General features: G+C 71.4%; 24 protein-coding genes and 1 tRNA gene. 5 read left to right on the top strand and 20 right to left on the bottom strand.

Annotation, left to right across the window (positions count from 1 at the left end; translation table 11 throughout):
* Positions 1-9: 9 nt before the first annotated feature.
* Positions 10-1,347 carry a peptidoglycan-binding protein gene (locus OG408_RS14400; RefSeq protein WP_266779144.1) on the bottom strand — a complete coding sequence of 446 codons (1,338 nt, stop codon included), beginning with the start codon at positions 1,345-1,347 and terminating at the stop codon, positions 10-12.
* A 184-nt stretch (positions 1,348-1,531) separates the two neighbouring features.
* On the opposite strand from OG408_RS14400, the gene OG408_RS14405 reads away from it, so the two are divergent.
* The 3 genes from OG408_RS14405 to OG408_RS14415 all read left to right on the top strand — a co-directional run bounded on the left by OG408_RS14405 (position 1,532) and on the right by OG408_RS14415 (position 6,010).
* Positions 1,532-1,605, top strand: a tRNA-Lys gene (locus OG408_RS14405).
* A gap of 560 nt (positions 1,606-2,165) precedes the next feature.
* Positions 2,166-4,079: a glycosyltransferase family 2 protein gene (locus OG408_RS14410; RefSeq protein ID WP_266779146.1), complete on the top strand. Its 1,914-nt coding sequence runs from the start codon at positions 2,166-2,168 to the stop codon at positions 4,077-4,079.
* On the top strand, positions 4,076-6,010 hold the full coding sequence (locus OG408_RS14415; protein ID WP_266779148.1) for a galactose oxidase-like domain-containing protein: 1,935 nt from the start codon (positions 4,076-4,078) through the stop codon (positions 6,008-6,010). Before OG408_RS14410 ends, OG408_RS14415 begins: the two co-directional genes overlap by 4 nt.
* A gap of 23 nt (positions 6,011-6,033) precedes the next feature.
* Here OG408_RS14415 and OG408_RS14420 read toward each other — a convergent pair whose 3' ends face one another.
* The 14 genes from OG408_RS14420 to OG408_RS14485 all read right to left on the bottom strand — a co-directional run bounded on the left by OG408_RS14420 (position 6,034) and on the right by OG408_RS14485 (position 20,600).
* Entirely contained in the window at positions 6,034-7,068 is a 1,035-nt protein-coding gene (locus OG408_RS14420; protein ID WP_326670181.1) for a glycoside hydrolase family 6 protein, read from the bottom strand.
* Between the two features lie 352 nt (positions 7,069-7,420).
* The gene (locus OG408_RS14425) at positions 7,421-8,167 is read right to left on the bottom strand and encodes a class F sortase (protein ID WP_326670183.1); all 747 of its coding nucleotides are present in this window, start codon (positions 8,165-8,167) and stop codon (positions 7,421-7,423) included.
* A 1-nt stretch (position 8,168) separates the two neighbouring features.
* The gene (locus tag OG408_RS14430) at positions 8,169-8,729 is read right to left on the bottom strand and encodes a hypothetical protein (protein ID WP_266779153.1); all 561 of its coding nucleotides are present in this window, start codon (positions 8,727-8,729) and stop codon (positions 8,169-8,171) included.
* A 122-nt stretch (positions 8,730-8,851) separates the two neighbouring features.
* The gene (locus OG408_RS14435; protein ID WP_266779155.1) at positions 8,852-9,640 is read right to left on the bottom strand and encodes an HAD-IIA family hydrolase; all 789 of its coding nucleotides are present in this window, start codon (positions 9,638-9,640) and stop codon (positions 8,852-8,854) included.
* Between the two features lie 101 nt (positions 9,641-9,741).
* Positions 9,742-11,229, bottom strand: a complete 1,488-nt coding sequence (locus OG408_RS14440; RefSeq protein WP_442806130.1) for an alkaline phosphatase family protein — start codon at positions 11,227-11,229, stop codon at positions 9,742-9,744.
* A 162-nt stretch (positions 11,230-11,391) separates the two neighbouring features.
* Positions 11,392-12,453, bottom strand: a complete 1,062-nt coding sequence (locus tag OG408_RS14445) for a 2-aminoethylphosphonate ABC transporter substrate-binding protein (protein ID WP_326670187.1) — start codon at positions 12,451-12,453, stop codon at positions 11,392-11,394.
* A 41-nt stretch (positions 12,454-12,494) separates the two neighbouring features.
* Complete coding sequence (locus OG408_RS14450) at positions 12,495-13,292, bottom strand: ABC transporter permease (protein WP_326670189.1); 798 nt, start codon at positions 13,290-13,292, stop codon at positions 12,495-12,497.
* Positions 13,279-14,169 (bottom strand): 2-aminoethylphosphonate ABC transporter permease subunit, encoded by an 891-nt coding sequence (locus OG408_RS14455; RefSeq protein ID WP_326670191.1) that lies wholly within the window; start codon positions 14,167-14,169, stop codon positions 13,279-13,281. The genes OG408_RS14450 and OG408_RS14455 overlap by 14 nt, the downstream gene beginning before the upstream one ends.
* Positions 14,162-15,268 carry an ABC transporter ATP-binding protein gene (locus OG408_RS14460; protein WP_266779163.1) on the bottom strand — a complete coding sequence of 369 codons (1,107 nt, stop codon included), beginning with the start codon at positions 15,266-15,268 and terminating at the stop codon, positions 14,162-14,164. The genes OG408_RS14455 and OG408_RS14460 overlap by 8 nt, the downstream gene beginning before the upstream one ends.
* Complete coding sequence (locus OG408_RS14465) at positions 15,265-15,975, bottom strand: phosphonatase-like hydrolase (protein ID WP_266779165.1); 711 nt, start codon at positions 15,973-15,975, stop codon at positions 15,265-15,267. Before OG408_RS14465 ends, OG408_RS14460 begins: the two co-directional genes overlap by 4 nt.
* Positions 15,969-17,093: a TIGR03364 family FAD-dependent oxidoreductase gene (locus tag OG408_RS14470; RefSeq protein WP_285563692.1), complete on the bottom strand. Its 1,125-nt coding sequence runs from the start codon at positions 17,091-17,093 to the stop codon at positions 15,969-15,971. Before OG408_RS14470 ends, OG408_RS14465 begins: the two co-directional genes overlap by 7 nt.
* A 172-nt stretch (positions 17,094-17,265) precedes the next feature.
* Positions 17,266-18,030: a GntR family transcriptional regulator gene (locus tag OG408_RS14475; protein ID WP_266779169.1), complete on the bottom strand. Its 765-nt coding sequence runs from the start codon at positions 18,028-18,030 to the stop codon at positions 17,266-17,268.
* Positions 18,031-18,138: 108 nt separating this feature from the next.
* Positions 18,139-19,263: a hypothetical protein gene (locus tag OG408_RS14480; RefSeq protein ID WP_326670196.1), complete on the bottom strand. Its 1,125-nt coding sequence runs from the start codon at positions 19,261-19,263 to the stop codon at positions 18,139-18,141.
* A gap of 149 nt (positions 19,264-19,412) precedes the next feature.
* Positions 19,413-20,600: an ROK family transcriptional regulator gene (locus OG408_RS14485; RefSeq protein WP_326670197.1), complete on the bottom strand. Its 1,188-nt coding sequence runs from the start codon at positions 20,598-20,600 to the stop codon at positions 19,413-19,415.
* Between the two features lie 56 nt (positions 20,601-20,656).
* On the opposite strand from OG408_RS14485, the gene OG408_RS14490 reads away from it, so the two are divergent.
* Both OG408_RS14490 and OG408_RS14495 read left to right on the top strand, forming a co-directional pair.
* A complete protein-coding gene (locus OG408_RS14490; RefSeq protein WP_326670198.1) occupies positions 20,657-21,826 on the top strand; it encodes a Gfo/Idh/MocA family oxidoreductase in 1,170 nt (389 codons plus the stop codon).
* Positions 21,823-22,302, top strand: coding sequence for a heme-degrading domain-containing protein (locus OG408_RS14495; protein ID WP_266779177.1), 480 nt, complete (start codon positions 21,823-21,825; stop codon positions 22,300-22,302). The genes OG408_RS14490 and OG408_RS14495 overlap by 4 nt, the downstream gene beginning before the upstream one ends.
* Before the next feature lie 207 nt (positions 22,303-22,509).
* Here OG408_RS14495 and OG408_RS14500 read toward each other — a convergent pair whose 3' ends face one another.
* From OG408_RS14500 to OG408_RS14520, 5 genes are all read right to left on the bottom strand, one after another.
* Positions 22,510-23,370 (bottom strand): fumarylacetoacetate hydrolase family protein, encoded by an 861-nt coding sequence (locus OG408_RS14500; RefSeq protein WP_285563694.1) that lies wholly within the window; start codon positions 23,368-23,370, stop codon positions 22,510-22,512.
* Positions 23,371-23,505: 135 nt separating this feature from the next.
* Positions 23,506-24,276: a YidC/Oxa1 family membrane protein insertase gene (locus OG408_RS14505; protein WP_266779181.1), complete on the bottom strand. Its 771-nt coding sequence runs from the start codon at positions 24,274-24,276 to the stop codon at positions 23,506-23,508.
* Positions 24,277-24,402: 126 nt separating this feature from the next.
* Positions 24,403-24,723, bottom strand: coding sequence for a DUF6412 domain-containing protein (locus OG408_RS14510; RefSeq protein WP_326670201.1), 321 nt, complete (start codon positions 24,721-24,723; stop codon positions 24,403-24,405).
* Positions 24,724-24,806: 83 nt separating this feature from the next.
* Complete coding sequence (locus OG408_RS14515; RefSeq protein WP_326670203.1) at positions 24,807-26,345, bottom strand: sodium:solute symporter family protein; 1,539 nt, start codon at positions 26,343-26,345, stop codon at positions 24,807-24,809.
* Complete coding sequence (locus tag OG408_RS14520; protein ID WP_078617706.1) at positions 26,342-26,500, bottom strand: DUF3311 domain-containing protein; 159 nt, start codon at positions 26,498-26,500, stop codon at positions 26,342-26,344. The genes OG408_RS14515 and OG408_RS14520 overlap by 4 nt, the downstream gene beginning before the upstream one ends.
* Positions 26,501-26,561 lie beyond the last annotated feature (61 nt).

Consider the following 26,561-nt stretch of genomic DNA (forward strand, 5'->3'; position numbering starts at 1 on the left):
TGCGTCGTGTCACGCGAAGAGTCGCCGCCAGGTCTCCGGGCCCGGATAGCCGTCGGCCTCCGTGCCCCGCCAGCCCTGTGCCTTCTGGAAGGCCTCGACATTGCGCCGGTCCGCCTCGGTCCACCGGGGTCCGGGGCCCGACAGGTAGTACTTGCCGTATCCCTTCTTCACCAACTGTTTGCCGAGCTTGTCGACATGGCTGTTGGACTGACCCGGCCGGAAATAGCTCCGCCCGGGAAAGGCCGGGACAGCCGTGGAGCCGCCCGAACCGCCGGCCGCCGGGATGTCGTGGCCGGTTCCGTTCACCAGCAGGCGCCAGGTGTCGGGGCCGGGGATGCCGTCGGCCTCCTTGCCCTTCCAGCCCTGGGCCTTCTGGAACGCCTGGGTCGCCTGCCGGTCGGCGCTGCTCCAGGCGGGGCCGGGCCCGACCTTGTAGAAGCGCTTGCCGCCCCGGCCGACGAGCATCTTGCCGAGCTGGGTGACGTAGGCGTTGTCCGCGCCGCCGCCGAACTTCCCGGCGCCCGGGAACGGCGTCGTCGTCGAGCCGCTGCCACCGGTCCCGGTCGTCAGCCCCTTGTAGCGGTAGGCGACATAGCTGCCCGAGTTGGACCAGTACGCCATGGGCGTCGTCTGCTTGCGGGTGTGCGGCTTCGTCTGCTCGTACGCCGTGTAGTGGGTGTGCGTGTAGTCGGTCCAGCCGCCGAAGATCGTGACGTGCGAGCCCTTCGCGGGGTCGGCCGGGTTGTGGAAGAGCAGGATGTCGCCGGGCTGGAGGTCCTCCCGGGCGATGCGCGTCCCGTACGTGGCGAGGCTGCCGGTCCACTCGTTGCCGGCCAGGTTCCAGGCCATCGAGACATAGCCGGAGCAGTCCTGGCGGTACCCGTCCGACCAGTACTTCTCCATGCTGTACGGGACCTGGGCCGCGACCCACTTCTTCGCGCGGTTGATGATGTCGGCGCGGGTGGTCTTGCGCAGGGCGGGCGCGGCCGTCTGGGAGGCCGGCGGGCCGGAGGCCCCGGCGCCCTGCAACGGACCCGGGCCGCCCTGCGGACTGTCCGGTCCGGTCCCCGGATCGGCCGTGTCCGTCGCGGGTCCGGTGTCCGCCGCGGCTCCCGGGTCGGCCACCGGGGCCGGGTCGACCGCCGCGCTCGCGCTCTCCGCGAGACCGGCGCTGAGCACCACCCCCGCTGCGGTGACCAGCACCATCGCGCGGCGGGCTCCGTGCGCGGCCGGATGTCCTCCGTGGCGCGTCGGCAGACCGGCGGCGGCGGTCCGCCGTTGGACGGCGCACCCCGCACAGGTGCAGTCAATGGCAGGTACGTACTCCTCGAAGGCCGGCACAGTCATGCGATTCCCTCCCGCACTCGTCAAGATCTTTGGGCGCATCTGCACGGGCGTCAGTGTCTCAACTCTCCTGACATATCGCATTTTGACGGACAGAAGTGAAAAAACGACCATCCGACAGGCCGTGAAGGGAGGTAATTGGTCAGGAGCACGGCCGGGAATCGGGTAGAGTTCTCCAGGTCAGCAGGCGCCGCTAGCTCAGTTGGTTAGAGCAGCTGACTCTTAATCAGCGGGTCCGGGGTTCGAGTCCCTGGCGGCGCACGCAGAGTCAAGGCCCCCTCACCACGCGTGAGGGGGCCTTGTTCGTTCCCGCACACCGGACGCATCACGAGGTGCATCATGAGACGCGGCTCACACACAGCCGCCTCACAGGAAACGTCTCGCCCACGCACAGCTCGCCGATTCCTGGCGGACAGTCACCCGACGGTCACCGGGCGGCGCGAGAGACTCTCCATACGCCCCCGCACCACCTCTCCGCAAGAGCCTCCCACTTCGCACATATGAGTGGTTAACAGTCTGTTTCACCCTTGCGGTCGTGGCCGGGGTCGGCCAACCTGTCTGGGGGCCGTCAGTGCCAACCGGACTGGAGACCCGCAGAGTTGGGGGCATTTGAGGGGGAAGTTCCGGTTGTGTGCAAGGCGGGGTGGGGGCCTCGTGCACGAACAAATGCCGAACAGGCATCATGCAACCGGAAGGGCACCGTTCCATGTCTCAGGAAGGGTGACCCGCCACTGAGCCGTCGGCCGCGTTCCAGGGGGACACGCGGTGGACGAAACGACCGAGCGACCGCGCAGCCCCGCCTGCGTGCAGGGGGATGACCCATGACGTCGACGCCGCCAGGCGCCCGGCAGGACCACGACCCGTCCCGGACCACACAGCTTCGGATACCCCCGCAGCTGCGCACCGGGGGCCACCGGCGGCGGCAGAAGAAAGCGCTGCCACGGTACGACTACGAGCACTACAGCCGGCTCGCCGGGCCTCTGACCCAGCCCGATCCGGCCAGGCCGTACACCGTGAAGTACCGCTCGCTCCTCTCCCAGGAGCCGCACCGCATCCGCGCCGCACTCCTGCTGGGGGCGGCGCCGCTCGTCTCGCTCGGTCTCTTCGCCTGGCTGATGCAGCCCGAGCACTGGACCCAGCGCGACCCGAACCTCAAGAACGACACGCTGCTGATCCTCGACATCGTGATGCTGGTGTCGATCGGTCTCATCGAGCTCTTCCGCACCCTGAACGTCCTGTCCAACGCGCACGCCACGCTGGTGGCGCGCGATCCGGTCCCGGTCGTGCCGGAGACCGGCACCCGGGTCGCCTTCCTCACCTCCTTCGTCCCGGGCAAGGAGCCCCTGGAGATGGTGACGAAGACCCTGGAGGCCGCCGTCCGCATCCGCCACCGCGGGCTGATGCACGTCTGGCTGCTCGACGAGGGCGACGACCCGGCGGTGAAGGAGGTCTGCCGGCGCCTGGGCGTGCACCACTTCTCCCGCAAGGGCGTGGCGCACTGGAACCAGGCCAAGGGCCCGCACCGGGCGAAGACCAAGCACGGCAACTACAACGCCTGGCTCGAAGCCCACGGCGACGCGTACGACTTCTTCGCATCGGTCGACACCGACCATGTCCCGATGCCCAACTACCTGGAGCGGATGCTCGGCTACTTCCGCGACCCGGACGTCGGCTTCGTCATCGGCCCGCAGGTCTACGGCAACTACGACACCTTCGTCACCAAGGCCGCCGAGTCGCAGCAGTTCCTCTTCCACGCGCTGATCCAGCGCGCGGGCAACCGCTACGGCGCCCCGATGTTCGTCGGCACCAGCAACGCGGTGCGGATCTCGGCCCTCAAGCAGATCGGCGGTCTGTACGACTCGATCACCGAGGACATGGCGACCGGCTTCGAGATGCACCGCGCCCGCAATCCGCACACCGGCCGCAAGTGGCGCTCGGTGTACACCCCGGACGTGCTGGCCGTCGGCGAGGGCCCGACCGCGTGGACGGACTTCTTCACCCAGCAGCTGCGCTGGTCGCGCGGAACGTACGAGACGATCCTCAAGCAGTACTGGAAGGGCTTCTTCTCGCTGCCCGCGGGCAAGCTCTTCAACTACACGATGATGATCATCTTCTATCCGATGTCCGCCATGAACTGGATCCTGGCGGCCCTCAGTTGCGCACTGTTCCTCGGGATGGGCGCCTCGGGTGTGCAGATCGACCCGACCGTCTGGATGATGCTGTACGGCAACGCCTCGGCGCTCCAGATCGGCCTGTACATCTGGAACCGCCGGCACAACGTCTCGCCGCACGAGCCCGAGGGCTCCGGCGGTCTCGCCGGCATGATGATGTCCGCGCTCTCCGCGCCGATCTACGCACGCTCCCTGATGGACGCCGTGCTGCGCCGCAAGAGCTCGTTCGTCGTGACGCCCAAGGGCGACTCCTCCAGCCCCGACACCCTCTTCGGGACCTTCCGCATCCACCTCTTCTTCATCCTGGTCTTCGCCGGCTCCATCGCGGCGTCCTTCGTCCTCGGCCACAGCCACCCGGCGATGCTCACCTGGGCCGCGCTGGCACTGCTGATCACCGCGGCGCCGATCTTCGGCTGGCGGTACACGATGCGGGCCGAGAAGAAGAAGCGCCGTGCGGGCCCGCCACCGCCGAGCGGGCCACCGGCCCACGCCCAGCAGGACAAGCCGCACTGGGCCGGCAACGAACAGACCATGCAGATCGCCCTTGGGGGACGTAAACCATGAAGTACCGTCCGAGCCGCCGTACCCGCCGCATGGCGATCAGTACGGCGGTGGTTCTCGCGCTCGCGGGAGCGAACGGGCCGTGGCTGTACCGCTTCAGCACCGAGCGCTACCACGATTACAAGATCAACCAGCCGGAGTACAAGGCGGCCAACGGCCACTGGGACTTCCTGGACATCCCCTCCGAGTTCCGGATCAACACGATCCACGCGGCGCTGCTGCACACCGGCAAGGTGCTGCTCGTCGCGGGCTCGGGCAACAACCAGAAGAACTTCGACGCGAAGAGCTTCCGGTCGGTGCTGTGGGACCCGAAGACCAACACCTTCAAGAACATCCCCACGCCCAAGGACATGTTCTGCGCCGGCCACACCCAACTGCCCGACGGCAAGCTCCTCATAGCCGGCGGCACCAAGCAGTACGAGAAGCTCAAGGGTGACGTCACCAAGGCCGGCGGCCTGATGATCGTGCACAACGAGGACCCGGACAAGCCGGTCACGCTGCCGGCGGGCACCCGGTTCACCGGCAAGGCCAACGGCAAGACCTTCGTCACCAAGGACCCGGTGCTGGTGGAGAAGGCCAAGAAGGTCTTCGACAAGAACACCGGCGCCTTCCTGCGCAACGACCCCGGGCTCGGCCGGATCTACGTCGAGGCGCAGAAGTCCGGCACGAAGTACGAGACGGGCGCCGAGGACAACTACCGGATAGCGGGCCTGTCCGGCTCGGACACCCGCAACGTCTACGGCATCGCGCAGAAGCTGGCCCTCGACAAGAAGGACTTCCAGGGCATCCGGGAGGCCTTCGAGTTCGACCCGGTCGCGGAGAAGTACATCACCGTCGACCCGATGAACGAGGCCCGCTGGTACCCGACGCTCACCACGCTGAAGGACGGCAAGGTCCTCGCCCTCTCCGGCCTGGACGAGATCGGGCAGATCGTCCCCGGCAAGGACGAGATCTACGACCCGGAGACCAAGAAGTGGGAGTACACCGGCATCGTCCGGAAGTTCCCCACCTATCCGGCGGTCTTCCTGCTCGACGACGGGAAGCTCTTCTACTCCGGTTCGAACGCGGGCTACGGACCCGCCACGGTGGGCCGCGCCCCCGGCGTCTGGGACCTGGCGACGAACAAGTTCACCAAGATCCCCGGCCTGAGCGACCCGGACAAGATGGAGACCTCGGCGACCGTACGGCTGCCTCCGGCGCAGGACGAGAAGTTCATGGTGATCGGCGGCGGCGGGGTCGGCGAGTCCGACAAGTCGAGCGAGAAGTCCCGGCTGGTCGATCTCAAGGACGCCGACCCGGAGTTCAAGGACGGCGCCTCCCTGGAGGAGGGCACCCGCTACCCGAGCGCCTCCCTGCTGCCCGACGACTCCCTGCTGGTCACCGGCGGCTCCAACGACTACCGCGGCCGCGGCGGTTCCGACGTGCTGCAGGCGCGGCTGTACGACGCGAAGTCCGACACCTACCAGCGGGTCGCCGACCCGGCAGTGGGGCGCAACTACCACTCGGGGTCCGTGCTGCTGCCCGACGGCCGGGTCATGATCTTCGGATCCGACTCGCTCTACTCGGACAAGGCCGACACCCGGCCCGGCGTCTTCGAGCAGCGCATCGAGATCTACACCCCGCCGTACCTCTACCGGGACTCGAAGCCCGAGCTGACCGCCGGGCCGAAGAGGATCGAGCGCGGTCGGACGGCGGTGTTCACCACCAACCAGGCAGCTTCGATCAAGTCCGCCAAGCTGATGCGGCCGAGCGCGGTCACCCATGTCACCGACACCGACCAGCGCTCGGTGGCCCTCGGCCTGAAGCAGACCGACGGCGGGATCTCGGTGACCGTGCCGGCGAACCGGGCGCTGGTGCCGTCGGGCTGGTACATGCTGTTCGTCACCGACGACAAGGGCACACCGTCCGAGGGGACATGGGTGGAGGTGCCGTAGGCGCGCCGCCCGCGGCACCGGCCCTAGCCGGTGCTGCGGGCCAGCCCCAGCGCGTACTCCGGCCACCAGTCGCCCGCCTTCGGGCCGCCCCGGCAGTCCCCGTCGGACTCGCCCGGGCGCTTGATCCAGAGGTAGGCGTCGACCAGTTCGTCGCCGGTGGACGTCGTCGGCGTCTCGCCGAGGGCCCGTCCCGGCGGGTTGCACCAGGTCTGGGCGGGGTCGCCGCCGGTGTACGGGCCGTTGCCGTTGCGGCTGGTGTCGATCACGAACGGCTTGTTGCCGACCTTCGCCGACAGCTGCTTGCCGAAGTCCTTGCTGACCGCGGTGGTCTGGAAGTTGGAGACGTTGACCGCGAACCCGTCGGCCGCGTCGAGACCGGCCTGCCGCAGCGGCTGGAAGAGGGCGTCCGGGGTGTGCCAGCCCGCGTTGCCCGCGTCCAGGTAGACCTTGGTGCCCGGCAGCTGCTTGAGCCGCTCCACCGCACCCTTGAGCAGGTCGTAGCGCTCCTCGTGGAACTCCTGCGGGGTGCACCCGTCGACCAGGTGCAGCACCGCGTCCGGCTCCAGGATCACCGTCGCGCCGCGGTCGCCGATGCCCTTGGCGACGCTCTCCAGCCAGCTGCGGTACGCGTCGCCGTCGGCGGCGCCGCCCTTGGAGAACTGCCCGCAGTCGCGGTGCGGGATGTTGTAGAGGACCAGCAGGGCCTCCCGGCCGGCCTTGTCGGCGGCCTCGGTGAAGCCCTTCGCCTCGGCCTCGGGATTGTCCGTGCCGATCCACTCGCCGACCGGCTGCCCGGCTATCCGGCGGATCAGGGCGGCGTCCTTCCTGTTGCCGTCCTCGGTGTAGTCGGCGACCTGCCGGGCGGCGTTCCCGTCGGGATTGACCCAGTACGGATCGGTGCCCTTGGGCTGCTGGCCGATCGCCGCCGGGTTCTTCCCGGCACCGGAACCGCCGTCGCCGTCGCCCGACGAGGTGCATCCCGCGAGCAGCAGTGCGGCGCCTGCCGCGACCACGCCCACCCCTCGCATACCGAACCGGCCGTTGTGGCTGCCGTACATCCACTCCCCCTCGGGCGACAGCGGCGCTGTGTCGCATCGCCGCCCATCCTGGCACAGCGGCCGGGACCGGCCCCGCCGCTCACGACATCGTCGACGAGCCGTTACGGCGGGTTCACCACACTCTGTCCGACCTGTCCGCACGCGGAGGGTGACCAGTTATCGACGTTCCGTCAGATACGGGTTGGGTGAGTGGAGTTGGCACCCCCTACAGTGGGGCGTGCGGCGGACCCGGACGCCACCGACCTCCCGTGTCCGCGCCGGGCCACTCCCGCGGCCCGCGCCCCGCGGTCGAGGACCGGCCCGGCCGGCGCCCGGCGTACCGGGCGGCCGGCCGGGCCGGGTACCGCAGGGGTCAGGAGCCGCTCGGCGCGCCGGCGGCCTCCCCGCCCACCTCCTCCTGGTCCTTCTTCCGTGCCTCCTCCCGCACCTTCTCCGCGGACTTCTCGCCGGTGAGATAGGCGGAGACGACCACGTTCGCGGTGTACGAGCGGGACGCACGGTCGTAGGTGCCGCCGCAGGTGATCAGCCGCAGCTCCGCCCGGCCGTCCTTGCGGGGGCCGTACGCCTTCTGGGCGTTGAAGCGTGCACGGGTGAAGACCTGGACGTCGTCGACGGTGAACTCGGCGACGGTGCCGTCGGTCCGGGTCACTTCGACCCGGGCGCCGGGGCGGGCCGCGCTGAGCCCGTAGAAGACGGCCGGTTTCGTCTCGGTGTCGACGTGGCCGACGAAGAGGGCGGGGCCCTCGGCGCCGGGCCGGGTGCCGCTGCCGTACCAGCCGACCGTCTGGGGCGTGTCGAAGGACGGCGGGGTGATCGCCCCGTCCTCGTCCAGGCCCCGGGAGACGACGGGGGCCCGGATCCCTATCGACGGGATCGCGACGCTCCGCGGCGCGACGCCCTCGATCGGGTCGTGGGGCGGGGGCAGGGGTACGCTCAGCGGCCGCCCGACCGCGGCGACGTCGCCGGTGGTCGGGGCGGAGCCGGCGCCGGAGCCGTCGGTGATGCCGCGGCCCCAGAGCCACAGACCCAGCAGGAGTACGGCCCAGGCCACTCCGGTGAGCAGCCTGCCGTGCCCCGCCGAGTGGTCCGAGGCGGACATGTCAGTCGGTGGCCGGGCGGCGGCGTCGCACGCTGCGGAAGGCGACGGCGACGGCCGCGACGGCGGCCAGGGCGAGACCGATCACCGCGTGGACGGTGCCGGGGCCGTCCTGCTGGGCGGCCTGGTCCGCGAGGACGGCGGTGCCTCCGCCGCCGGCCCGGACCGGGGCGACGGGCATGGGCCGGCTGCGGTGGGTGACGGTGAGGACGGCGGAGACCTTGGTCCGCTTGTCGTCCTTGCAGACCACCTGGACGTCGTAGTCGCCGGGCTCGGCATCCGAGCGGACCCGGGCCTCGGCGAAGAGCGTGCGGTCGCCGCCGGGCGAGAAGCGCGCCTCGGAGACGAACGCATCGGAGTTCCCCTTGGCCTCCTTGCCCTTGCAGCCGTCGACCTCCAGGTCGACCTCACCGCCCGGGGCGATGGAGGACGGGGAGACCGAGAGGGTGGCCCGGGACCGTGAGTCCTCGTGGTCCGAGTCGGAATTGGCCAGTGCGACGGAAGCGGGCATCAGGGTCGCCGCGGCCACCGCGGCGGCACAGAACGTGAGGGGTATTGAACGCATCGTGAACCTCCTTATGGCAGGTTCACGCGCACCGGGCCGATCCGCATCCGCAGGGCCCGGGCACTGGGCCGGTGGAGTGGGAGCGGCCGCCGCGCCCGGCCGCTCCCCCACCGGGTCCGGGCTCAGCCCACGTCGATGAGTTCGACCAGGTCAGCGATGGATTCGACGACCGTGGACGGCCGGAACGGGTACTTGTCGATGTCCGCCACGGTGGTGAGTCCGGTGAGCACCAGGAAGGTCTGCATGCCCGCCTCCAGACCGGCCAGCACGTCGGTGTCCATCCGGTCGCCGATCATGGCGCTGGACTCGGAGTGGGCGCCGATCGCGTTGAGCCCGGTGCGCATCATGAGCGGGTTGGGCTTGCCCGCGAAGTACGGCGCCTTGCCGGTGGCCTTGGTGATCAGGGCCGCGACGGACCCGGTGGCGGGCAGCGGGCCCTCGGCGGACGGTCCGGTCTCGTCGGGGTTGGTGCAGATGAAGCGGGCACCGCCGTTGATCAGCCGGATCGCCTTGGTGAGCGCCTCGAACGAGTACGTACGCGTCTCGCCGAGCACCACGTAGTCGGGCTCGTGGTCGGTGAGGACGTAGCCGATGTCGTGCAGCGCGGTGGTGAGCCCGGCCTCGCCGATGACGTACGCCGTGCCGCCGGGGCGCTGGTCGTCCAGGAACTGGGCGGTGGCGAGCGCGGACGTCCAGATGTTCTCGACGGGCACGTCGAGGCCCATCCGGTTCAGCCGGGCGTGCAGGTCGCGCGCGGTGTAGATCGAGTTGTTGGTGAGGACCAGGAAGGGCAGCCCGGATTCGCGCAGCCGCTTGATGAAGGCATCGGCGCCGGGGATCGGGGTCCCCTCGTGGATGAGGACTCCGTCCATGTCGGTGAGCCAGGACGAGATCGGCTTGCGCTCTGCCATGTGGGACTCCAGTTGCCGTACGCCAGGTGCGGGGACGCCGGCGGCACCGCGTTGTGCAGCGCCGACGCCCCCGATTTTAGAGGGTCCGCCCCGGCTCCTGATCAGCCGGACGTGATCCGCACACCGTCGACCGCCCAGAACCAGTTGTTGCCCCCGGTGTACCGGAACCGGACCTGGGCGGTGGTGGCGCCGGCGGGCACCTGGAGGCCGATCGATTCGGCCTTGGAGACGGTGTCGGCGGTGTACGTCCTCACCGTGACGGGCGTCCCTCCGTCGTAGGAGACGAGGACCTCGCCCTTCTGCGGGGCCTCCTGCCGGTAGTGGCTGGTGTAGGAGAGCGTGGCGGTGCGGCCGCCCGTGACCGGCCAGGCGGGGCTGACCAGAGTGGAGTCGAAGGTGCCCGTGTAACTCTTGTCGACCCATTCGTCGCCGTCGGCGACCGCGAAGACGTTCCGGGCCCGGACGTTGGTCTCGCGCCACTGGCCGCGCTCGGCGGCGGTCCAGAACTCGTCGGTGGTGAAGGCCCAGCCGCGCCATTCGGTGACGCCGCCGGTGCCCATCGCGCTGTTGTCGACGGTCCATCCGGCGGGCGGGGTGTGGGTGAAGCCGAGGACCGCGGCCCCGGTGCCCGTCTCGTCCACGCGGGTCGCCAACTGCGGGCGCAGGGCGTCGAAGGCGTCGGGCGTGGGCTGCTGGAGCGGCCGCCCGTCGAGGCCCCAGGCCGGGTCGATGGCTATGCCCAGGTGGGCGAGGGCGGAGGCGGCGACGTCCGGCATCTTGATGTCGTACCGGGTGGAGCCCGCGGTGACGGAGCCGCCGCTCGCGATCAGGAAGGTCTGCCGCTCGGCCGCGCTGGAGCCGCCGTGGCCGCCGGCGTCGGTGTGCCCGTGGTCGGCGGTGATCATGATGAGCCAGTCCTCGGAGCCGTACGTGGACCTGCCCCGCACCGCCGCGACCAACTGGCCCACCTGGGTGTCGACGCCATGGATCGCGTCCAGGTACTGGGAGCTCGCGGCGCCGTAACTGTGCCCCGCGTGGTCGACGTTGTCGAGGTGGACGAAGACCGCGTCACGGTTGCCGCCGGCCAGTTCGGCGGCGGCCCTGCTCGTGGTGCCGGTGTCGTACTCGGCGTCCGGGGTGGAGACCCGGGTGTCGACCTTCGCGGAGAAGACCGTGTCGGTGACCGGGTTCCAGGAGGCCACCGCGTACGTGGAGAGGGAGGGCTTCGCCGTCTCGATCCGGGTGAGGAAGTCGGGGTACTGGGCGAAGGCGTTGCCGGTGAACGCGTTGTCCTTGACGTGGTGCTTGTCGGGCCAGACGCCGGTGATGATCGTGGCCCAGCCGGGGCCGGACAGCGTGGGTGCCATCGGGTCGGCGTAGAGCGGGCTGACGGAGGTGAGTCCGGCCGCCATCAGCGCGTCGAGGTGGGGTGCGTCCGCATCCTTGATTCTGTTCATCAGGGCGCCGTCCAGGCCGATGACGAGGACCTTGGGGACACGGGCGGAAGCCGCACCGGCGACGCCCGCGGCGGCGAGCGGCGCTGCGGCGGCGAGGGCGGCCGCGCTCATGAGGAGTGTGCGGCGGGACATGCCTGAGGTCACGAGATTCTCCGTCGGAGTGGTGGGGGCACTCGGAAGACCCGTTCAACTCCCCACCTTTCGGTGCGGAGTTGAACTTGGGCCTAGACCCGTTATCTTTTCGCGATGATCCGCCGGAGGTCCAGACCCCTGCGGTGAATGGTCCGGCAACGGTCAGCTGCCGGTGGCCGACTTCCACGCGTCCACGTACGTGTCGAGGTTGGTCCCGATGTCCGACCAGTCCGGCTCGAAGACCTCGACCCCGGTCATCAGCTTCGTCAGCGCGGCGGCGTTCGCGTCGGTCGCCTCGATGTCCTTGCGGGCGGCGAATCCGCCGCCGACCTCGCTGACGTCCTTCTGGGCCTGCTCGGCGAGCATGAAGTCGAGCAGCTTCTTGCCGTTGGCGCTGTGCGGGGCCTTGGTCACCAGCCCGGCGGCGTACGGCAGGGCGAAGGTGGTGGGCTTGCCGCCGGACCTGGCGGGGAACCAGATGCCGAGGTTCGGCATGTCCTTGGACTGGGCGTAGTTCATCTGGACGTCGCCGTTGGCGGCGAGGAGTTCGCCCTTGTCGACCTTGGGGGCGAGCTTGCCGGTGGAGGCGGACGGGCCGACGTTGTTGGTCTGGAGCTTCTTCAGGTACGCCATCGCCGGCTCCTTGCCGCCGAAGTCGTGCATGGCCTTGATGAGCACGGCCGTGCCGTCGCCCGCGACGCCCGGGGTGGAGTACTGGACCTTCTCCTTGTACGTCCCGTCGAGCAGCTGCTCCCAGGTGGCGGGCGGGGTGGTCAGCTCCTTCTTGTTGTAGACGAAGCCGAAGTAGTTGTTGACGACCGAGGTCCACTTCCCGTCGGGCGCCTTGTCGGCGCTCTCCACCTGGTCGGAGCCGGCGGGCTCGTACGCCTGGAGGAGTCCCTTGGAGTCGGCCTGCTGGATGAAGGGCGGGAGGGTGACCAGCACGTCGGCCTGGGTGTTGGTCTTCTCGCGGACGGCGCGCTGCACCATCTCGCCGGAGCCGCCCTCCACGTACTCGACCTTGATGCCGGTCTTCTTCTCGAAGTCCTTGAAGACCTTGTCGTACCAGCCGTCGCCGTTCTCGCCCTTGAGGCCGTCGGCGCTGTAGACGGTGACGACCTTCGCGTCGGACGCGGCCGACGAGCCGCCGCAGGCGGAGAGCGTGGTGGCGAGGGCGAGCGCGCCGGTGACGGCGGCTACGGTCTTGAGGTGGTTCTTGCGCATGGCAGTCGTATCTCCTGGGGAACGGGTCGGTGCGGGGGAAGTCAGCGGTAGGAGGCCCTGGTGCGGATGCGGGAGACCGCGAACAGCACGAGGAGCGTCGCCGCCATCAGGACCACCGCGACGGCCGCTCCGGTGAAGAGCGAGCCACGGTCGGTGGCCGCGAAGATCTGCACCGGAAGGGGCGTCCAGTCCGGCGGGTAGAGCATCATCGTGGCGCTCAACTCACCCATGGACAGGGCGAAGCAGAGCCCCGCCGCGGCGGTGAGCGACGGCAGCAGGAGCGGCAGTCTGATGCGCCACAGTACGTACGAGGGCCGGGCGCCGAGGCTGGCGGCGGCCTGTTCGTACATCGGGTCGAGACGTACTGTCGCGGCCGAAACCGACGAATAGGCGAACGCCGTGACAAGAACGGCGTGCGCGAGGATCACGATCCAGCGCGTCCCGTTGAGCAGCACCGGCGGCCGGCTGAACGCGACGAGCACGGCGAGGCCGACGACGACGGACGGCACCGCGACCGGCAGCATGAACAGCGCGTCCAGGAACCGCTTCCCGCGCCGGCCGAGCGAGGCGGCCGCGAGCGCGGCCCAGGAGCCGGCGACCAGCGCGAGGAGGCTGGCGGTGACGGCGGTGACGAGGCTCGTGGTGAGCGCCTGGAGGGAGTCCCCCGCGGCCGCCGCGTCGTAGTGGGCGAGGGTCGGTCCGGAGGGTAGGGCGCCGGACCAGTTCGTGGCGAACGAGGCCGCGAGGACGACCAGCAGCGGCACCGCGAACAGCGGGACGAAGAGCAGGAGGAAGACGGCCCAGGCGGCCCACTTCCCGGTACGGCTATGCACCAGCACGGCGGCTCACCGCCCGGTACAGGCTGTAGAGGCCGACGGAGATCGCGATGTTGACGACGGCGACGACGCAGGCGGCCGGGTAGTCGGACTCCAGGATCGCCTTGCTGTAGACGAGCATCGGCAGGGTGGTGACCCCTTTCGCGCCGGTGAAGAGCACGATGCCGAACTCGTTGAGGCACATCACGAGGACGAGGCTGCCGCCCGCGAGGAGCGCCGGGAGGGCCTCGGGCAGGATCACCTGCCGCACGATCCGGGCGGGCCCGGCGCCGAGCGAGGAGGCCACCTCCAGCTGTGCGGTGTCGAGCTGCGAGAACGCGGCGAGCAGCGGGCGCATCACGAACGGTGTGAAGTAGGTGGTCTCGGCGAGGAGCACGCCCCACGGGGTGGTGAGGAAGTGGAAGGGCCCGTCGGCCGCCCCGGTGACGCCGGTCCACGCCCCGTTGGCCATGCCCGCGTTGCCGTAGATGAACAGCAGCGCGAGCGTGATCAGGAAGGACGGGAAGGACAGGAACACGTCGACGAACCGGGCGACGGCCTTGGCGCCGGGGAACGGCACGAAGGCGATGACCAGCGCGAGGACGAACCCGAGGACGAGACATCCCGCGGTCGAACCGGCGGCGAGCCACACGGTGGTGGTGAGCGCGGACCGGAAGGACGCGGAGGCGAAGACGTCGGTGTACGGCGAGAGCGAGGTTCCGCCCTCGTCGGGGCTGAACGACTGCTGGAGGACGAGGAGGAGGGGGTAGAGGAACACGACGGCGAGGACGGCGACGGGGGGCAGGGCCCAGGCCGGACCCTTCCAGCCCGTCCGGCCCTTGCGGGCGGCCCTGCTGCCGGATGCGGCCGGGCGCACGTCCCCGGTCACCACGCTAGCCACGGGCCACTCCGCTCAGGGTCTCCTGAGTGCCCGCCCCCGCGGGCAGCAGCACCGCGTCGTCCGGCGCGAAGTGCAGCGTCACCTTGTCCCCCAGCACCGGCGTCTCCCGCAGCTCCCGGACGTCGGCCTTGATCCGGTGCCCGTCGACGTCGACGTACAGCCGGTGCGTGGAGCCGCGCCACTGGACCTCCGAGATCGTCCCGGTCAGCGCGTTGGGCCCGTCCCCGAGCCCGACCAGGTGCGGCCGGACGCAGAGCGTCGCGGTGACACCGCCGGCCACCGGCCCCGTCGGCACGGCGAGCGCGTGCCCGGCGAAGTCCACCGTGCCGGCGGGCTCCGCGACGGTGACCGGCAGCAGGTTCGCGTTGCCGACGAACGAGGCGGTGAACTCCGTACGGGGACGGCGGTACAGCTCCTGCGGGGTGCCGCAGTCCTGGAGCCGGGCCTTGTCCATGACGGCGATCCGGTCGGCGAGGGTCAGCGCCTCGACCTGGTCGTGGGTGACGTACAGGATGGAGACGTCCGGCAGTTCGCGGTGCAGCCTGGCCAGTTCGGTGAGCATGCCGGAGCGCAGCTGGGCGTCGAGCGCGGAGAGCGGTTCGTCGAGCAGCAGGACGCCGGGGCGGATGGCGAGCGCGCGGGCGATGGCGACGCGCTGCTGCTGGCCGCCGGAGAGCTCGCGCGGGTAGCGCCGGGCGAAGGCGCCCATGCCGACGAGTTCGAGCGCCTCGGCGACCCGCCCCGGGATCGCTGCCTTGTCGGCCTTCTGCGCCTTCAGGCCGAAGGCGACGTTGTCCTGGACCCGCAGGTGCGGGAAGAGCGCGTACTGCTGGACGACCATGCCGATGCCGCGCTTGTGCGGCGGCAGGGCGGTGACGTCGCGGTCGCCGATGAACACCCGCCCGGCCGCGGGCCGGACGAAACCGGCGACGGCGCGCAGGGCGGTCGTCTTGCCGGAACCGGAGGGGCCGAGGAGGGCCATGACCTCACCGGGTTCGACGGTGAGGTCGAGCCGGTCGAGGACGACGTTGCCGCCGTAGGCGACGCTGACCCCGTCGAACCTGATGCCGCTGCGGACGCTTTCGGCCCCGCCCGTCATGCCTCGGCCCGCGCGACGAGTCCGGGGAGTTCGGCGACGGAGCCGAGGACGTGGGTGGCGCCGCTGCGGGTCAGCTGGTCCTTGTCGTGGGCGCCGGTGAGGACCCCGGCGACGATGCCGGCCCCGGCGCGTACCCCGCTGAGCATGTCGTACGAGGTGTCCCCGGCGACGACGGTCCGGCGGACGTCGTCCACCGCGCCGGTGCGCAGCAGCGCGGCCAGGACCATGTCCGGGTAGGGGCGGCCGCGGCCGCCGGCGTCGGCGGGGCAGAGGGTCAGGGCGACGAGGTCCTGCCAGCCGAGTGCGGCGAGGATCGCGTCCTGGGTGGTGCGGGCGAAGCCGGTGGACAGGACCACGGTCCGGCCCTCGGAGGTGAGCTGTTCGACGGCCTCGCGGGCGCCGGGGACGGGGGCGATGCGGCCGCCGTCGACGAGTTCGCCGTACGCCGCCTCGAAGGCGGTGTTGGCCCGCTGGGCCAGGGTCTCCTCGCCGAACAGGTGGCGGAAGACGGTGATCTTGGACTCGCCCATGGTGGCGCGTACGTAGTCGAGCTTCCGGGCGTGGTCGGCGGAGCCGGGCTCCACGCCGAGGCGTGCGGCCGCGGCGGAGAAGGCCTGCTCGACGAGGCCCCCGTCGGCGACGGTGGTGCCCGCCATGTCGAGGACGATCAGATTCAGCGCGGTGTCGTTGGTCAACGTCTTCACCATCCCAGTTCGTTGGCGGTCGTTTCGGCGATGGCGGGCGAGCAGGTCATGCCGCGTCCGCCGGGCCCGGTGACGAGCCAGACGCCGTCCCGCACCTGCTGGCGGTGGACGACGCGGCCGGTGTCGGTGCACTGGGCGTAGACCCCGGCCCAGCGGCGGCGGATGCGCGGCAGCGGGCGGCCGAGGAAGGACTCGACGACCGCGGTGAGGTGCTCGTAGGGCTCCTCGACGGTGTCGAAGGAGAAGGGGTGCTCGTACTCGTGGGTGTCGCCGATGGTCAGTCCGCCGTCGCGGCGCTGCACCATCAGGAGCTGCATGCGGTGTTCGGCGGCGGTGGGGGCCTGGGCCTGTCCGGCGTTGAGCGCGTCGAGCGCCTCGCCGCGGTAGGCCGGGTAGTAGCGGAAGCTGTCGGCGTCGGCGACGGACGTGGTGAGCGGTTCGCCGAGCGGGTCGGTCTGCATCATCTGGAGGCGGACCCGCCGTACGGGCAGATCCGGTCCGGCCAGTTCGCGGACGAGGCCGCCGAGCCAGGCGCCGGTGGCGAGGACGACGGCGTCGCCGGTGTGCACGTCCCCGTGGTCGTCGCGGACGGAGGCCGTGCCGACGACCTCGCGCACCTCGCGGCCGCCGAGGTAGGTGTAGCGGCCGGAGGCGAGCAGTTCCCGCTTCAGGGCGAGCTGGGCGGTGCGCGGCTCGACTGCCGCGTCCCGCTCGCACCACAGGGCGGCGGTGAAGTCGCCGCGCAGGGCCGGGTTGAGGGCGCGGGCCTCGCCCGCGGTGAGCAGCTTGTAGCCGCGGGCCGCTGCGTCGGGACGGGCCACGGCCGCCTCGGCGACGGCGGTCTCCCGTGCGGTGCGCACCGGGGTGAGCGAGCCGCAGGCCCGGAAGCCGAGATCCGGCACCCGCGCGCCGATGGACTCCCAGAGCTCACGGGCGCGGAGTGCGGTCTCCAGCTCCTCGCCGCCGGCCCGGCCGCTGACCCATATCTGTCCGAAATTGCGGAGCGATGCTCCGCGTGCCTCGCTCTCGCGCTCGATCTGTACGACCTCGTGGCCGCGGTTCACTGCGTGCCAGGCGTGCATGGTTCCCACCACGCCGGCTCCTACGACGATGACTCTCACGACGGCAACGCTCCTCGGCGCGGATGGCCTGAATGGATCGGTACGGCAACGGGAGGGTGAACTGGGTCCCAAGCTTGGACTAGACCCGTTACGTTCTCGTTATCCTTGTGAGTCGATCCGTGCAGTTGATCCGTGCCCCCGGCGCGTGGGGCCGGTCCGTGCCCGCGCGGGTTCAGCCGCGTCCGCTGAGGTGTGCGGTGAAGGAGAACCGGTCGCCGCGGAACAGTGTGCGCACCCGCTCCAGCGGCCGGCCGCCGGTGTCCCGGGAGATCCGGTGGATCAGCAGCATGGGCAGGGCGGGCGGGGTCCCGATGAGCAGCGCCTCGCGCGGGGTGGCGAGCACGGTCTCGATCCGCTCGTCCGCGTCACCGAAGGAGATGCCGAGCCGGTCGTGCAGATAGGCGTAGAAGGAGGAGTCGGGGTCGAACCTCTCCCTGAGGTCCGGCACCCGCTCGACGCTGACGTACGTGCTCTCCAGACCCACCCGGTCGTCATCGGCCAGCAGCACCCGCTCCAGGTGCCAGACCGGCTCCCCGCGCTCCACCCCGACCTCGGCGGCGAGCGCCTCGGGGCAGGGGAACTGCTCCAGGCCGATGAGATGGCGCCCCGGCGTACGGCCCTGGCGGCGTACGCCCTCCGTGTAGCTCGCGAGCGAGAGCGGCTGTTCGAGCTTGGGCCCGGCGACCACGGTGCCGCGGCCCTGCCGGGCCAGCCGCCCCTCCAGGAGCAGTTCGCGCAGCGCCTGGCGCACGGTCTCGCGCGACACCTCGTAGCGCAGGGCGAGATCGCGTTCCGGCGGCAGCATGCCGCCCTCGCCCAGCTCGTCGACGAGGACGGAGACTTGGGCCTTGACCGCGTAGTACTTGGGAATGCGGCCGTGCTCCGGGATGCCGGAGCGGATCGGTGCGCCAGGTGCCTGGCCGTGCGGATAGTCCACGGCCCGATGGTGGCAGACGCACATGAACACCGGTGGTCGAGCCGGTGCGCGCCGGCCGGAGGGGCTGCGGGGGGGGACGGCCCGGGTGCCGCCGCCCGGGTCCGGGGGCTACTGGCCCCGGCGCGTCCGGCGGGTCGCCAGCACGACGGCCCCGCCGCCGATCAGGAAGCCCGCGACGGTGAGGGCGGACAGGGGGACCGGAACGGAGGCCCCGGTGGCGGCGAGCTCCGGAACGCCCGCGGGGTCCCGGCCGGGCGCGACCGGGCGCGGGGTGCCGGTCCCGTTCCCGGTCCCGGTGGTGGCGCGGGGGTCGGGCCGCCCGGGTTCGCGCCCGGTGGTGCCGTCGCCCTGCTTCTCCTTGCCGGTTCCGCCGCTCTTCTCGGGCTCGGCGGTCATCCCGCTGTCCGTGTCGTCCCCGCCGGTGTCCCCGCTGCTGTCACCGCTGCCGTCGTCCTCGACGACCGTGAACGGGTAGTCCTCGGACTCGCCGACCCACTCCCCGTCGGAGCCCTTCGGCGCGGCTCCCCCGTCGCCCTTGCCGCTCTCGGTGCGCTGCCGCTGGACGATCGCGGCGTTCGCGGTGATCCGGCCGGGGCTGGTGTCGGAGGTGAACGCCAGCCTGACCTGGACGGTGACGGTCCGCCCGGCCGGCACGGTGAAGCCGGCGAAGGAGCCGTCGCCCTCACCGCCGAAGACGCCGATGTGCTCGTCCCGGTCGGTGGTCTCCCAGCTGACGCGGTGCTCGACGCCGGGGTGGGCGCGCTCGGAGAACTCCAGCTGGATCTGGTCCGAGGTCAGCGCACGGTCCTCGTCGGTGAGGACCAGGACGGGGTGGATGGCGCGGCAGGACTCCGCGGTGGTGTTGGTCAGGTCGAGGAACCAGGTGCCGTATCCGCCGCCGGAGGCGTAGGTGTCCGGGCCTCCGTGGATACGCGTGTCGATCGGGAAGCCGGCGGCCTCCGGGTCGCCACAGGCGGGCTGCTGGCCGGCACCGACGGAGCCCGCCATGGACGCCGGGGTCAGGCTGGCGGCCGGATTGCGCTGCGGGGCGGCGGTCGCCGCCGCCGCCCCGCCGAGCACGACGGCGGGCATGACACTGGCCGCGGCCAGCCCGAGCGCGAGACCGTGCCGGGGCCGCCCGCCCGCAGGGGGCGGCGGCGACGGCGGACGCGCCTGGGCAGGGGGTTCGGGGGGCTCGGCGGAGGGATTCGGCGGGGGCGGGGTGGGGGGCATGGGGGACAGCCTTCATTTCTCGCGGAAACGGTCGGCTCGCCCCGGGCCCGGAGTTCACCGGCAGGAACCGCGACGCTGTCACGCGCGTACGGACCGTCCGCCACCGACATGCCGCAGGGCCGCCCGCCCGGCTGCCGGAAACCGCTCGATCAGCCCAGTTCCGCGGGGTCGGGGGCGCGGTCGGCCGGGTCCGTCCGGGAGTCCCGTCCCGGCTCCGTACGGACAGGATCCCGATGCGCTTCCGTACCGCCGACGCGGCCGAACAGCGGGGCCAGCACCAGCTGAGCCGCCCCTTCGGCGACCGGGCGGTCCCCTCCCCCGGCGGCGACGACGGGCACCGGCACCCCGTCGGCCCCGTCGCGCCGGGCCCGTTCGTCCAGGACCGCGCGCACGCCCCGGACGTACGCGTCGGGATCGGCCGCGACGGTACGCCCCCCGAGCACGACCCGTTCGATGTCGAGCAGCCCGATCAGATTGGCGGCGCCGGTGCCGAGCACCCGCGCGGCCTCGGCGACATCGCCCCGGCGGACGGCGGCGAGACAGAGCGCCTCGATGCAGCCGCGTCCGCCGCAGCTGCACAGGACCCCGTCGAGCTGGAGGGTCTGGTGGCCGAACTCCCCCGCACCGGTGCGGGCCCCTCGGTGCAGCGCCCCGCCGAGCACCAGTCCTGAGCCGAGGCCGGTGCCCAGGTGGAGGTAGGCGAAGTCGGCGGAGTCCGGTGCCTGGAGGGCGAGCCCGAGGGCGGCGGCGTTGGTGTCCTTGTCGATGACGACGGGCAGCCCGGTCCGCTCCGCGAGGGCGTCACGGAGCGGGTAGCCGTCCCACTGCGGGAATCCGGTGACGCGGTGCAGGACCCCGCCCCGGTGGTCGAGCGGCCCCGGTACGGCGGCGCCCACCCCGAGCACCGGCCGGCCGCCCTCGCCCCGGACCGCGGCGACCGCGTCGGCCGCCGCCGCGACCACCTCGGCCGCCGGGGCTCCGAAGTCCAGCGGAGCCGTACGGCTCTCGGCCACCGCGCCCGCGAGGTCGACGAGCACCACGGTCAGCTCGTCGCGGTCCAGGTGCAGCCCCACCGCGTGCCCGGCGTCCGGCACCAGCCGCAGCACGGTCCGCGGCTTGCCGCCCGTCGAGGCGCGGTGGCCGGCCTCGGCGGCCAGGCCCTCGGCCCGCAGCCGGGCGGTGATCTTGCTGACGGCCTGCGGGGTGAGTCCGGTCCGCTCGGCGAGTTCGAGCCGGCTGATGCCGCTCCCGCCCGCGACCCGCAGCAGGTCCAGCACGAGCGCCGCGTTGTGGCTGCGCAGCGTCGGCAGGTTCGCGCCGCTATTGCTCCTGTTCACCGACCCATTGTGTCCTGCGCTTGCACTTTGGCAACAGCGTTGCCAAAGTGGAACGCATGACAGACCACGCGACTCACGAGACGTCCGGCACGGCCCCGGCCCCCCTGCGTGTCGGGCTCGTCGGCTACGGCCTGGCGGGTTCCGTCTTCCACGCCCCTCTGATCGCCGCGACCGACGGCCTCGTCCTGGACACGGTCGTGACGTCGAACGAGGAGCGCCGGGAGCAGGCCCGCGCCGAGTTCCCCGGGGTGCGCTTCGCCACCTCGCCGGACGAGCTGTGGCCGCGCGCGGACGAGCTCGACCTGATCGTGATCGCGTCGCCGAACAAGACGCACGTCCCGATCGCGACGGCCGCGCTCAAGGCCGGTCTGCCGGTGGTCGTGGACAAGCCGGTGGCCGGCACCTCGGCGGAGGCCCGCGAGCTGGCGGCGCTGGCCGAGGAGCGCGGGCTGCTGCTCTCGGTCTTCCAGAACCGCCGCTGGGACAACGACTTCCTCACCCTGCGCTCGCTGATCGCGGACGGCGAGCTGGGCGAGGTGCAGCGCTTCGAGTCGCGCTTCGAGCGCTGGCGCCCGCAGCCGAAGGGCGGCTGGCGCGAGTCGGGCGACCCCCAGGAGATCGGCGGGCTGCTGTACGACCTGGGCAGCCATGTCGTCGACCAGGCGCTGGTCCTGTTCGGTCCGGCGGTGCGGGTGTACGCGGAGTCGGACGTGCGCCGGCCGGGTGCGGCGGCCGACGACGACACGTTCGTCGCGATCACCCACGCGAGCGGGGTCCGCTCGCACCTGTACGTCAGCGCGACGACGGCCCAGCTCGGCCCGCGTTTCCGGGTGCTCGGCTCGACGGCCGGCTATGTGAAGTACGGCCTCGACCCCCAGGAGGCCGCACTGCGCGAGGGTGCGCGCCCGTCGGCGGACGGGCCGTGGGGCGAGGAGAACGAGGAGCTGTGGGGCCGGCTGGGCTCGGGCGAGTCCCCGCTCACGGGCGGCGGCACCCCGGTCCGTACGCTGCCGGGCGACTACCCCGCGTACTACGCGGCGGTCGCCGGCGCGCTGCGCGGCAAGGGCGACAATCCGGTGACCGCGCTCCAGGCCGCCGCGGCGCTCGACGTCCTGGAGGCCGCCCGCCGCTCGGCCCGCGAGGGCGTCACGGTCACGCTGCCCACGCCGTCCGCGTCCACCGCCACGCACGCCACCGCTCATGCCACCGAGGAGCAGTCCGCATGAACCCCACCGCTCCGACCATCTCCGAGCTCATCGCCCAGGAGCGCCGGCTGACCCTGCCGCACTTCGGCTACGACGACGCGTACGCGCTCGGCGGTCTGCTGGTCGCCCTGGCGCGGGAGCGGCACGCCCCGGTGGCGATCGACATCCGGCGAGGCGCACAGCAGCTGTTCCACGCCGCGCTGCCGGGTTCGAGCGCGGACAACGACGCGTGGATCGACCGCAAGCGCAGGGTCGTCGAACGGTACGGCGAGAGCTCGTACCTGGTGGGGACCCGGTTCCGGGCCAAGGGGACGACGTTCGACGAGGCCTCGCGCCTGGACCCGGACAGGTACGCCGCACACGGCGGCTCGTTCCCGATCGCGGTCGAGGGCGCGGGCGTCATCGGCTCGGTCACGGTCTCGGGACTGCCGCAGGCGGAGGACCACGCACTGGTGGTCGAGGCGCTGGAACAGTTCGCGACGAAGATCAGCGACTGAGAACCCCGGTCACACCCGGAGGGGTGGGGACTGCCAGTGGCAGCCCCACCCCTCCGATCTTTAGGGCCATCAGGTCCAGCTGGGAACCACCCAGCCCGGTAAAATCAAGCCCGTCCGGCGCTTGGGGACATCTCTTCAGCCCGTCCGGCGCTTGAGGACGAAGCGGTCCCGGGCGCACCCGGGACCGAGGACCGCCCCGCCCACCCCCTAAGCGCCTTTCAGCTCCTGCCGCTGCCGCCCCAGCCCCGCGACCTCGAGCTCCACGACATCCCCCGCCCGGAGGTACGGCTTCGGCTCCGGCTGCCCCATCGCGACGCCCGCAGGCGTCCCGGTGTTGATCACGTCGCCCGGGTAGAGCGTCATGAAGTGGCTGAGGTAGCGCACGACCTCGCCGACCGGGAAGATCTGGTCGGCCGTCGTGCCGTCCTGCTTCAGCTCACCGTTGACCCAGAGCTTCAGCGGCAGCGCCTGCGGGTCGGCGACCTCGTCGGCCGTCACCAGCCAGGGCCCCAGCGGGTTGAACGTCTCGCAGTTCTTGCCCTTGTCCCACGTGCCGCCGCGCTCGATCTGGAACTCGCGCTCGGAGACGTCGTGCGCCACCGCGTACCCGGCGACGTGCGCGAGCCCCTCCTCGGCCGAGTCCAGGTAACGGGCGGTGCGCCCGATGACGACGGCGAGCTCGACCTCCCAGTCGGTCTTCTCGCTGCCGCGCGGCACGAGCACCGTGTCCTCGGGACCGACGACCGTGTCCGGCGCCTTGAAGAACAGGATCGGCTCGGTCGGTATCTGGGCGCCGGTCTCCGTGGCGTGGTCGTGGTAGTTCAGCCCGATGCACACGATCTTGCCGATCCGGGCGAGCGGCGGCCCCACCCGCAGCCCCTCGGCGTCGAGCACGGGCAGCTCCCCGGGCGCGGCCGCGGCCGCCCGTACCCGGGCGAGCGCGTCCTCGTCGGCGAGCAGCGCGCCGTCGATGTCGGCGACGACTCCCGACAGGTCACGCAGGGTTCCGTCCTCGTCCAGCAGTGCCGGACGTTCCGCGCCCGCTGTACCCACACGAAGCAACTTCAACGGTCTGTCTCCCTCGGTCGAGATCGGGCCCGTCGGATGGGTTGCGGCCATCGCAGGCTTGTCCGATCCTCCAAGACATCCGATCACTCCGCAAGACCCTGTTCACACACTGGACCGGAGTGTTCGGGCGCCCGATTACGCCGCCGTGGCCATGGCGGCGCCCGCGGCCGGCATGTCGCGGTAGAGGTAGGCCCGCTCGATCGCGGTCCAGGTGGTGCTGGTGACGACGTACAGCGCGGCGGCCAGCGGTACGAAGGCGACGGTGAACAGCGTGAAGAAGGACATCAGCGGCATCACCTTCGCCATCGCGCCCATGCCCGGGACCGGCTGTCCGTCGGGGCCGGTGGCCGGCGTGACGGGGTTGGCCGCCATCTGCCGCTTCGTCCGCCCGTAGTTGAACGTGGCGACGGCGGCGACGATCACGAACAGCCCGACGTACACGAGGCCCTGCGCGCCGAACATTCCGCCGTCGGCCATCGCGTCGCGCCAGCGCTCGCCCAGCGGGGCGCCGAAGAGCTGGTGGCCGAGGAGTTCGTTGGCGTCGCCGCCGATCTTCTGGCTGGAGAAGAGGTGGTAGAGCAGGAAGAAGGCGGGCATCTGCAGGAGGCTCGGCAGGCAGCCGGAGAGCGGCGAGACCTTCTCCTCCTTGTGCAGCTCCATGAGCGCCTTCTGCATCCGCTCGGGGTTCTTCTTGTGCTTCTTGCGGAGTTCGGCGATCTGCGGCTGGAGCCGGCGCTGCGCCTTCTGTCCGCGCGCCGCGGCCCGCGACAGGGGGTGCACGGCGAGCCGTACGAGCGCGGTGAACAGGACGATCGCGGCGGCGGTGGACGCGTTCTGGAAGAGCGGGTGGAGCAGATCGGCGAAGGCGCCGACCAGGCTGGCGAATGCGGACATGAAGGCGGACATGGATGAGCCCTCCGGGGTCTCGTCGTGCCGGGAAGTGGATCAGCTTCGGCATGACGATCCGCGCGGGGCGCCCGCGTACGCGCACAGCGCGTACGTACCGGACGGAGAGAGGGAGGAGAGGGAGCCCTACGCGGCCGTCAGGAGGACACGGCCGGGGGCTCGGGGTCGCCGGCGCCCCTTGGCGTCGGGATCCCGCTGCGGGAGGAACGCGGTGCGTTTCTCCCGGTCGCGCATGGCGGTACGGACCCGGGTGCGGGGCACCGGGACGGCGCAGCGCGCGCTGATGACCGAGCAGGCCACGAGTGCGGTTCCGGCGGCCGCGGTGGCGGCGAGCGCGACCGCGGCGGAGAGGCTGCCGCCCTCGGCGAGCAGGACCTCGGTGAGGAAGAAGAGCAGCAGCCCTGCGGGGCGGAGCAGCCGGGCGAGGGTGCCGCGTATGCGGTTCATGGCACGTGCGTCCACGATCCCTCCCCCTTCCGTGCTCCTGCGGCCACGCCGTGCGGGTCGCACGGCACTTCAACCTTTAACCGTTATACACGATCGGATTTCGGGGACAGCTCCTCCTCGTCCCCGATCTCGTCCCCGATCTCGCCCTCGATCTCGTCCCGTGCGAGGACCTCGTCGTCCGGCCGCTCGTCACGCTCGCGCGGCCCCGCGTACGTCACCACCAGCGCGACGGCCAGGTTGGCGCCGAGCGCGACGATGCCCGCGTTCACGCCCCACACCGGATCGTTCTCCGTGAACACGAACCCGCACACCACGCCCACCCCGACGACCAGCCCGCTCAGCGCCCCGAGCAGCGTCAGCCGCCGCCACATCAGCCCCAGCAGCACCATGGGGAGCAGCTGTGCCATCCCCTCGTACGAGATGAGGGAGAGCCGCACGAGGGTGTTGGGCGCGGTGTACGTGAGCAGGAGGGCCAGGCTGCCCGCGATCACGACGACGACCTGGGCCGCGCCCTTCTGCCGCCGTTCCCAGCGCGGCACGAGCGAGAGCACGCTGCGCCCCCACATCGTGCCGATGACCAGCATGAAGACGGCCATGGGCACGATCGAGGAGAGCGCGGCGGCGACGCCGATGATGCCGACCGACCAGGCCGGCAGCGAGTCCACGACGAGCTTGAAGAGGGCGAGGTTGGACTCGGCCCCGACGAGCCCGGGGACGACGAAGAGGGCCGCCATGCCGAGCAGCATCGGGACGAACAGCAGGACGTTGTAGGCGGGCAGCCACATCGCGTTGCGCCGGAGCACGTCGGCGTTCTTGGCGCCGAGGTAGCCGGCGACGGTGGTCGGGAAGATCACGACGGTGAGGGAGTTCAGGAACGAGGTGGTGATGAACCAGGCCTGTCCGAGCCCGCTGTCCCCGTGGCCGGGGAAGGTCAGCCACTCGCTCTTCTCGGTGACGAGCCGGTCGAGGAAGGGCCCGTAGCCGTCGAAGTAGTGCAGCGGTACGTACACGGCGAGGAAGCCGAGCGTGGCGATGACCAGGACGTCCTTCAGGACGGACACCCACGCGCTGCCGCGCAGCCCGCTGACGACGACGAAGCCGGTGGTGACGGCGAAGGCGATGAAATAGGCCCAGTTCAGGCTGATGGCGCCGTAGGAGATCGTCGAGACGACGACGCCCATGCCGGTGATCTGGAGCTGGATGTACGGGAGCAGGAAGACGGTCGCGAGGACGGCGGTGAGCGCGCCGAGCCAGGGCCGGCCGAAACGGTGGGCGACCATGTCGGTGATCCCGACGAGTCCGTGCCTGCGCGCGTACGCCCAGAGCATCGGCCCGACGACATAGCCGACGGCGTAACCGCAGGACATGTACGCGACCACGTACAGGACCGGCGCCCCGTAGTTGTAGCCCCAGCCGGCGGCGCCGAGGTAGCTGAAGCTGGTGTAGCCCTCGCCGGCCATCAGCACCCAGATGAAGACGGTCCCCAGGCTGCGCCCGCCCACCGACCACTCGGCGAGCCCGCCGCCCTCTCCCCCGCGTCTGCCGCGCACGGCGAACAGTCCGAGGGCGACGGTGGCGACCATGAAGACCCCGAAGACGGAGGTCGCGACGGCGGCGTTCACCGGCGGTCACCCCGCCGGGTCAGCCACACGGCGACGGGGGTCAGCACGGTCGCCCCGAGCAGCCAGAAGAAGAGGAACGGCAGTCCGAGAACGACGGGCCGGACCCGGTTCACGAACGGCAGCGCCCCCAGGTAGAGCACATAGGGGACCAGCAACCACAACAACTGCGGACGTCGTCTGAGCACGTCAGAGAACCTTACGACCTCCCCCCTGCGG

This window comes from Streptomyces sp. NBC_01257 (genome assembly GCF_035917255.1).
Lineage (GTDB): Bacteria > Actinomycetota > Actinomycetes > Streptomycetales > Streptomycetaceae > Streptomyces.

What these genes read in the sequence shown, in the direction of transcription:
- OG408_RS14400 (WP_266779144.1), bottom strand. Translation starts at nt 1,347, where the DNA reads ATGACTGTGCCGGCCTTCGAGGAGTACGTACCTGCCATTGACTGCACC.
- OG408_RS14410 (WP_266779146.1), top strand. Translation starts at nt 2,166, where the DNA reads ATGACGTCGACGCCGCCAGGCGCCCGGCAGGACCACGACCCGTCCCGG.
- OG408_RS14415 (WP_266779148.1), top strand. Translation starts at nt 4,076, where the DNA reads ATGAAGTACCGTCCGAGCCGCCGTACCCGCCGCATGGCGATCAGTACG.
- OG408_RS14420 (WP_326670181.1), bottom strand. Translation starts at nt 7,068, where the DNA reads ATGTACGGCAGCCACAACGGCCGGTTCGGTATGCGAGGGGTGGGCGTG.
- OG408_RS14425 (WP_326670183.1), bottom strand. Translation starts at nt 8,167, where the DNA reads ATGTCCGCCTCGGACCACTCGGCGGGGCACGGCAGGCTGCTCACCGGA.
- OG408_RS14430 (WP_266779153.1), bottom strand. Translation starts at nt 8,729, where the DNA reads ATGCGTTCAATACCCCTCACGTTCTGTGCCGCCGCGGTGGCCGCGGCG.
- OG408_RS14435 (WP_266779155.1), bottom strand. Translation starts at nt 9,640, where the DNA reads ATGGCAGAGCGCAAGCCGATCTCGTCCTGGCTCACCGACATGGACGGA.
- OG408_RS14440 (WP_442806130.1), bottom strand. Translation starts at nt 11,229, where the DNA reads ATGTCCCGCCGCACACTCCTCATGAGCGCGGCCGCCCTCGCCGCCGCA.
- OG408_RS14445 (WP_326670187.1), bottom strand. Translation starts at nt 12,453, where the DNA reads ATGCGCAAGAACCACCTCAAGACCGTAGCCGCCGTCACCGGCGCGCTC.
- OG408_RS14460 (WP_266779163.1), bottom strand. Translation starts at nt 15,268, where the DNA reads ATGACGGGCGGGGCCGAAAGCGTCCGCAGCGGCATCAGGTTCGACGGG.
- OG408_RS14465 (WP_266779165.1), bottom strand. Translation starts at nt 15,975, where the DNA reads ATGGTGAAGACGTTGACCAACGACACCGCGCTGAATCTGATCGTCCTC.
- OG408_RS14480 (WP_326670196.1), bottom strand. Translation starts at nt 19,263, where the DNA reads ATGCCCCCCACCCCGCCCCCGCCGAATCCCTCCGCCGAGCCCCCCGAA.
- OG408_RS14490 (WP_326670198.1), top strand. Translation starts at nt 20,657, where the DNA reads ATGACAGACCACGCGACTCACGAGACGTCCGGCACGGCCCCGGCCCCC.
- OG408_RS14495 (WP_266779177.1), top strand. Translation starts at nt 21,823, where the DNA reads ATGAACCCCACCGCTCCGACCATCTCCGAGCTCATCGCCCAGGAGCGC.
- OG408_RS14505 (WP_266779181.1), bottom strand. Translation starts at nt 24,276, where the DNA reads ATGTCCGCCTTCATGTCCGCATTCGCCAGCCTGGTCGGCGCCTTCGCC.
- OG408_RS14510 (WP_326670201.1), bottom strand. Translation starts at nt 24,723, where the DNA reads ATGAACCGCATACGCGGCACCCTCGCCCGGCTGCTCCGCCCCGCAGGG.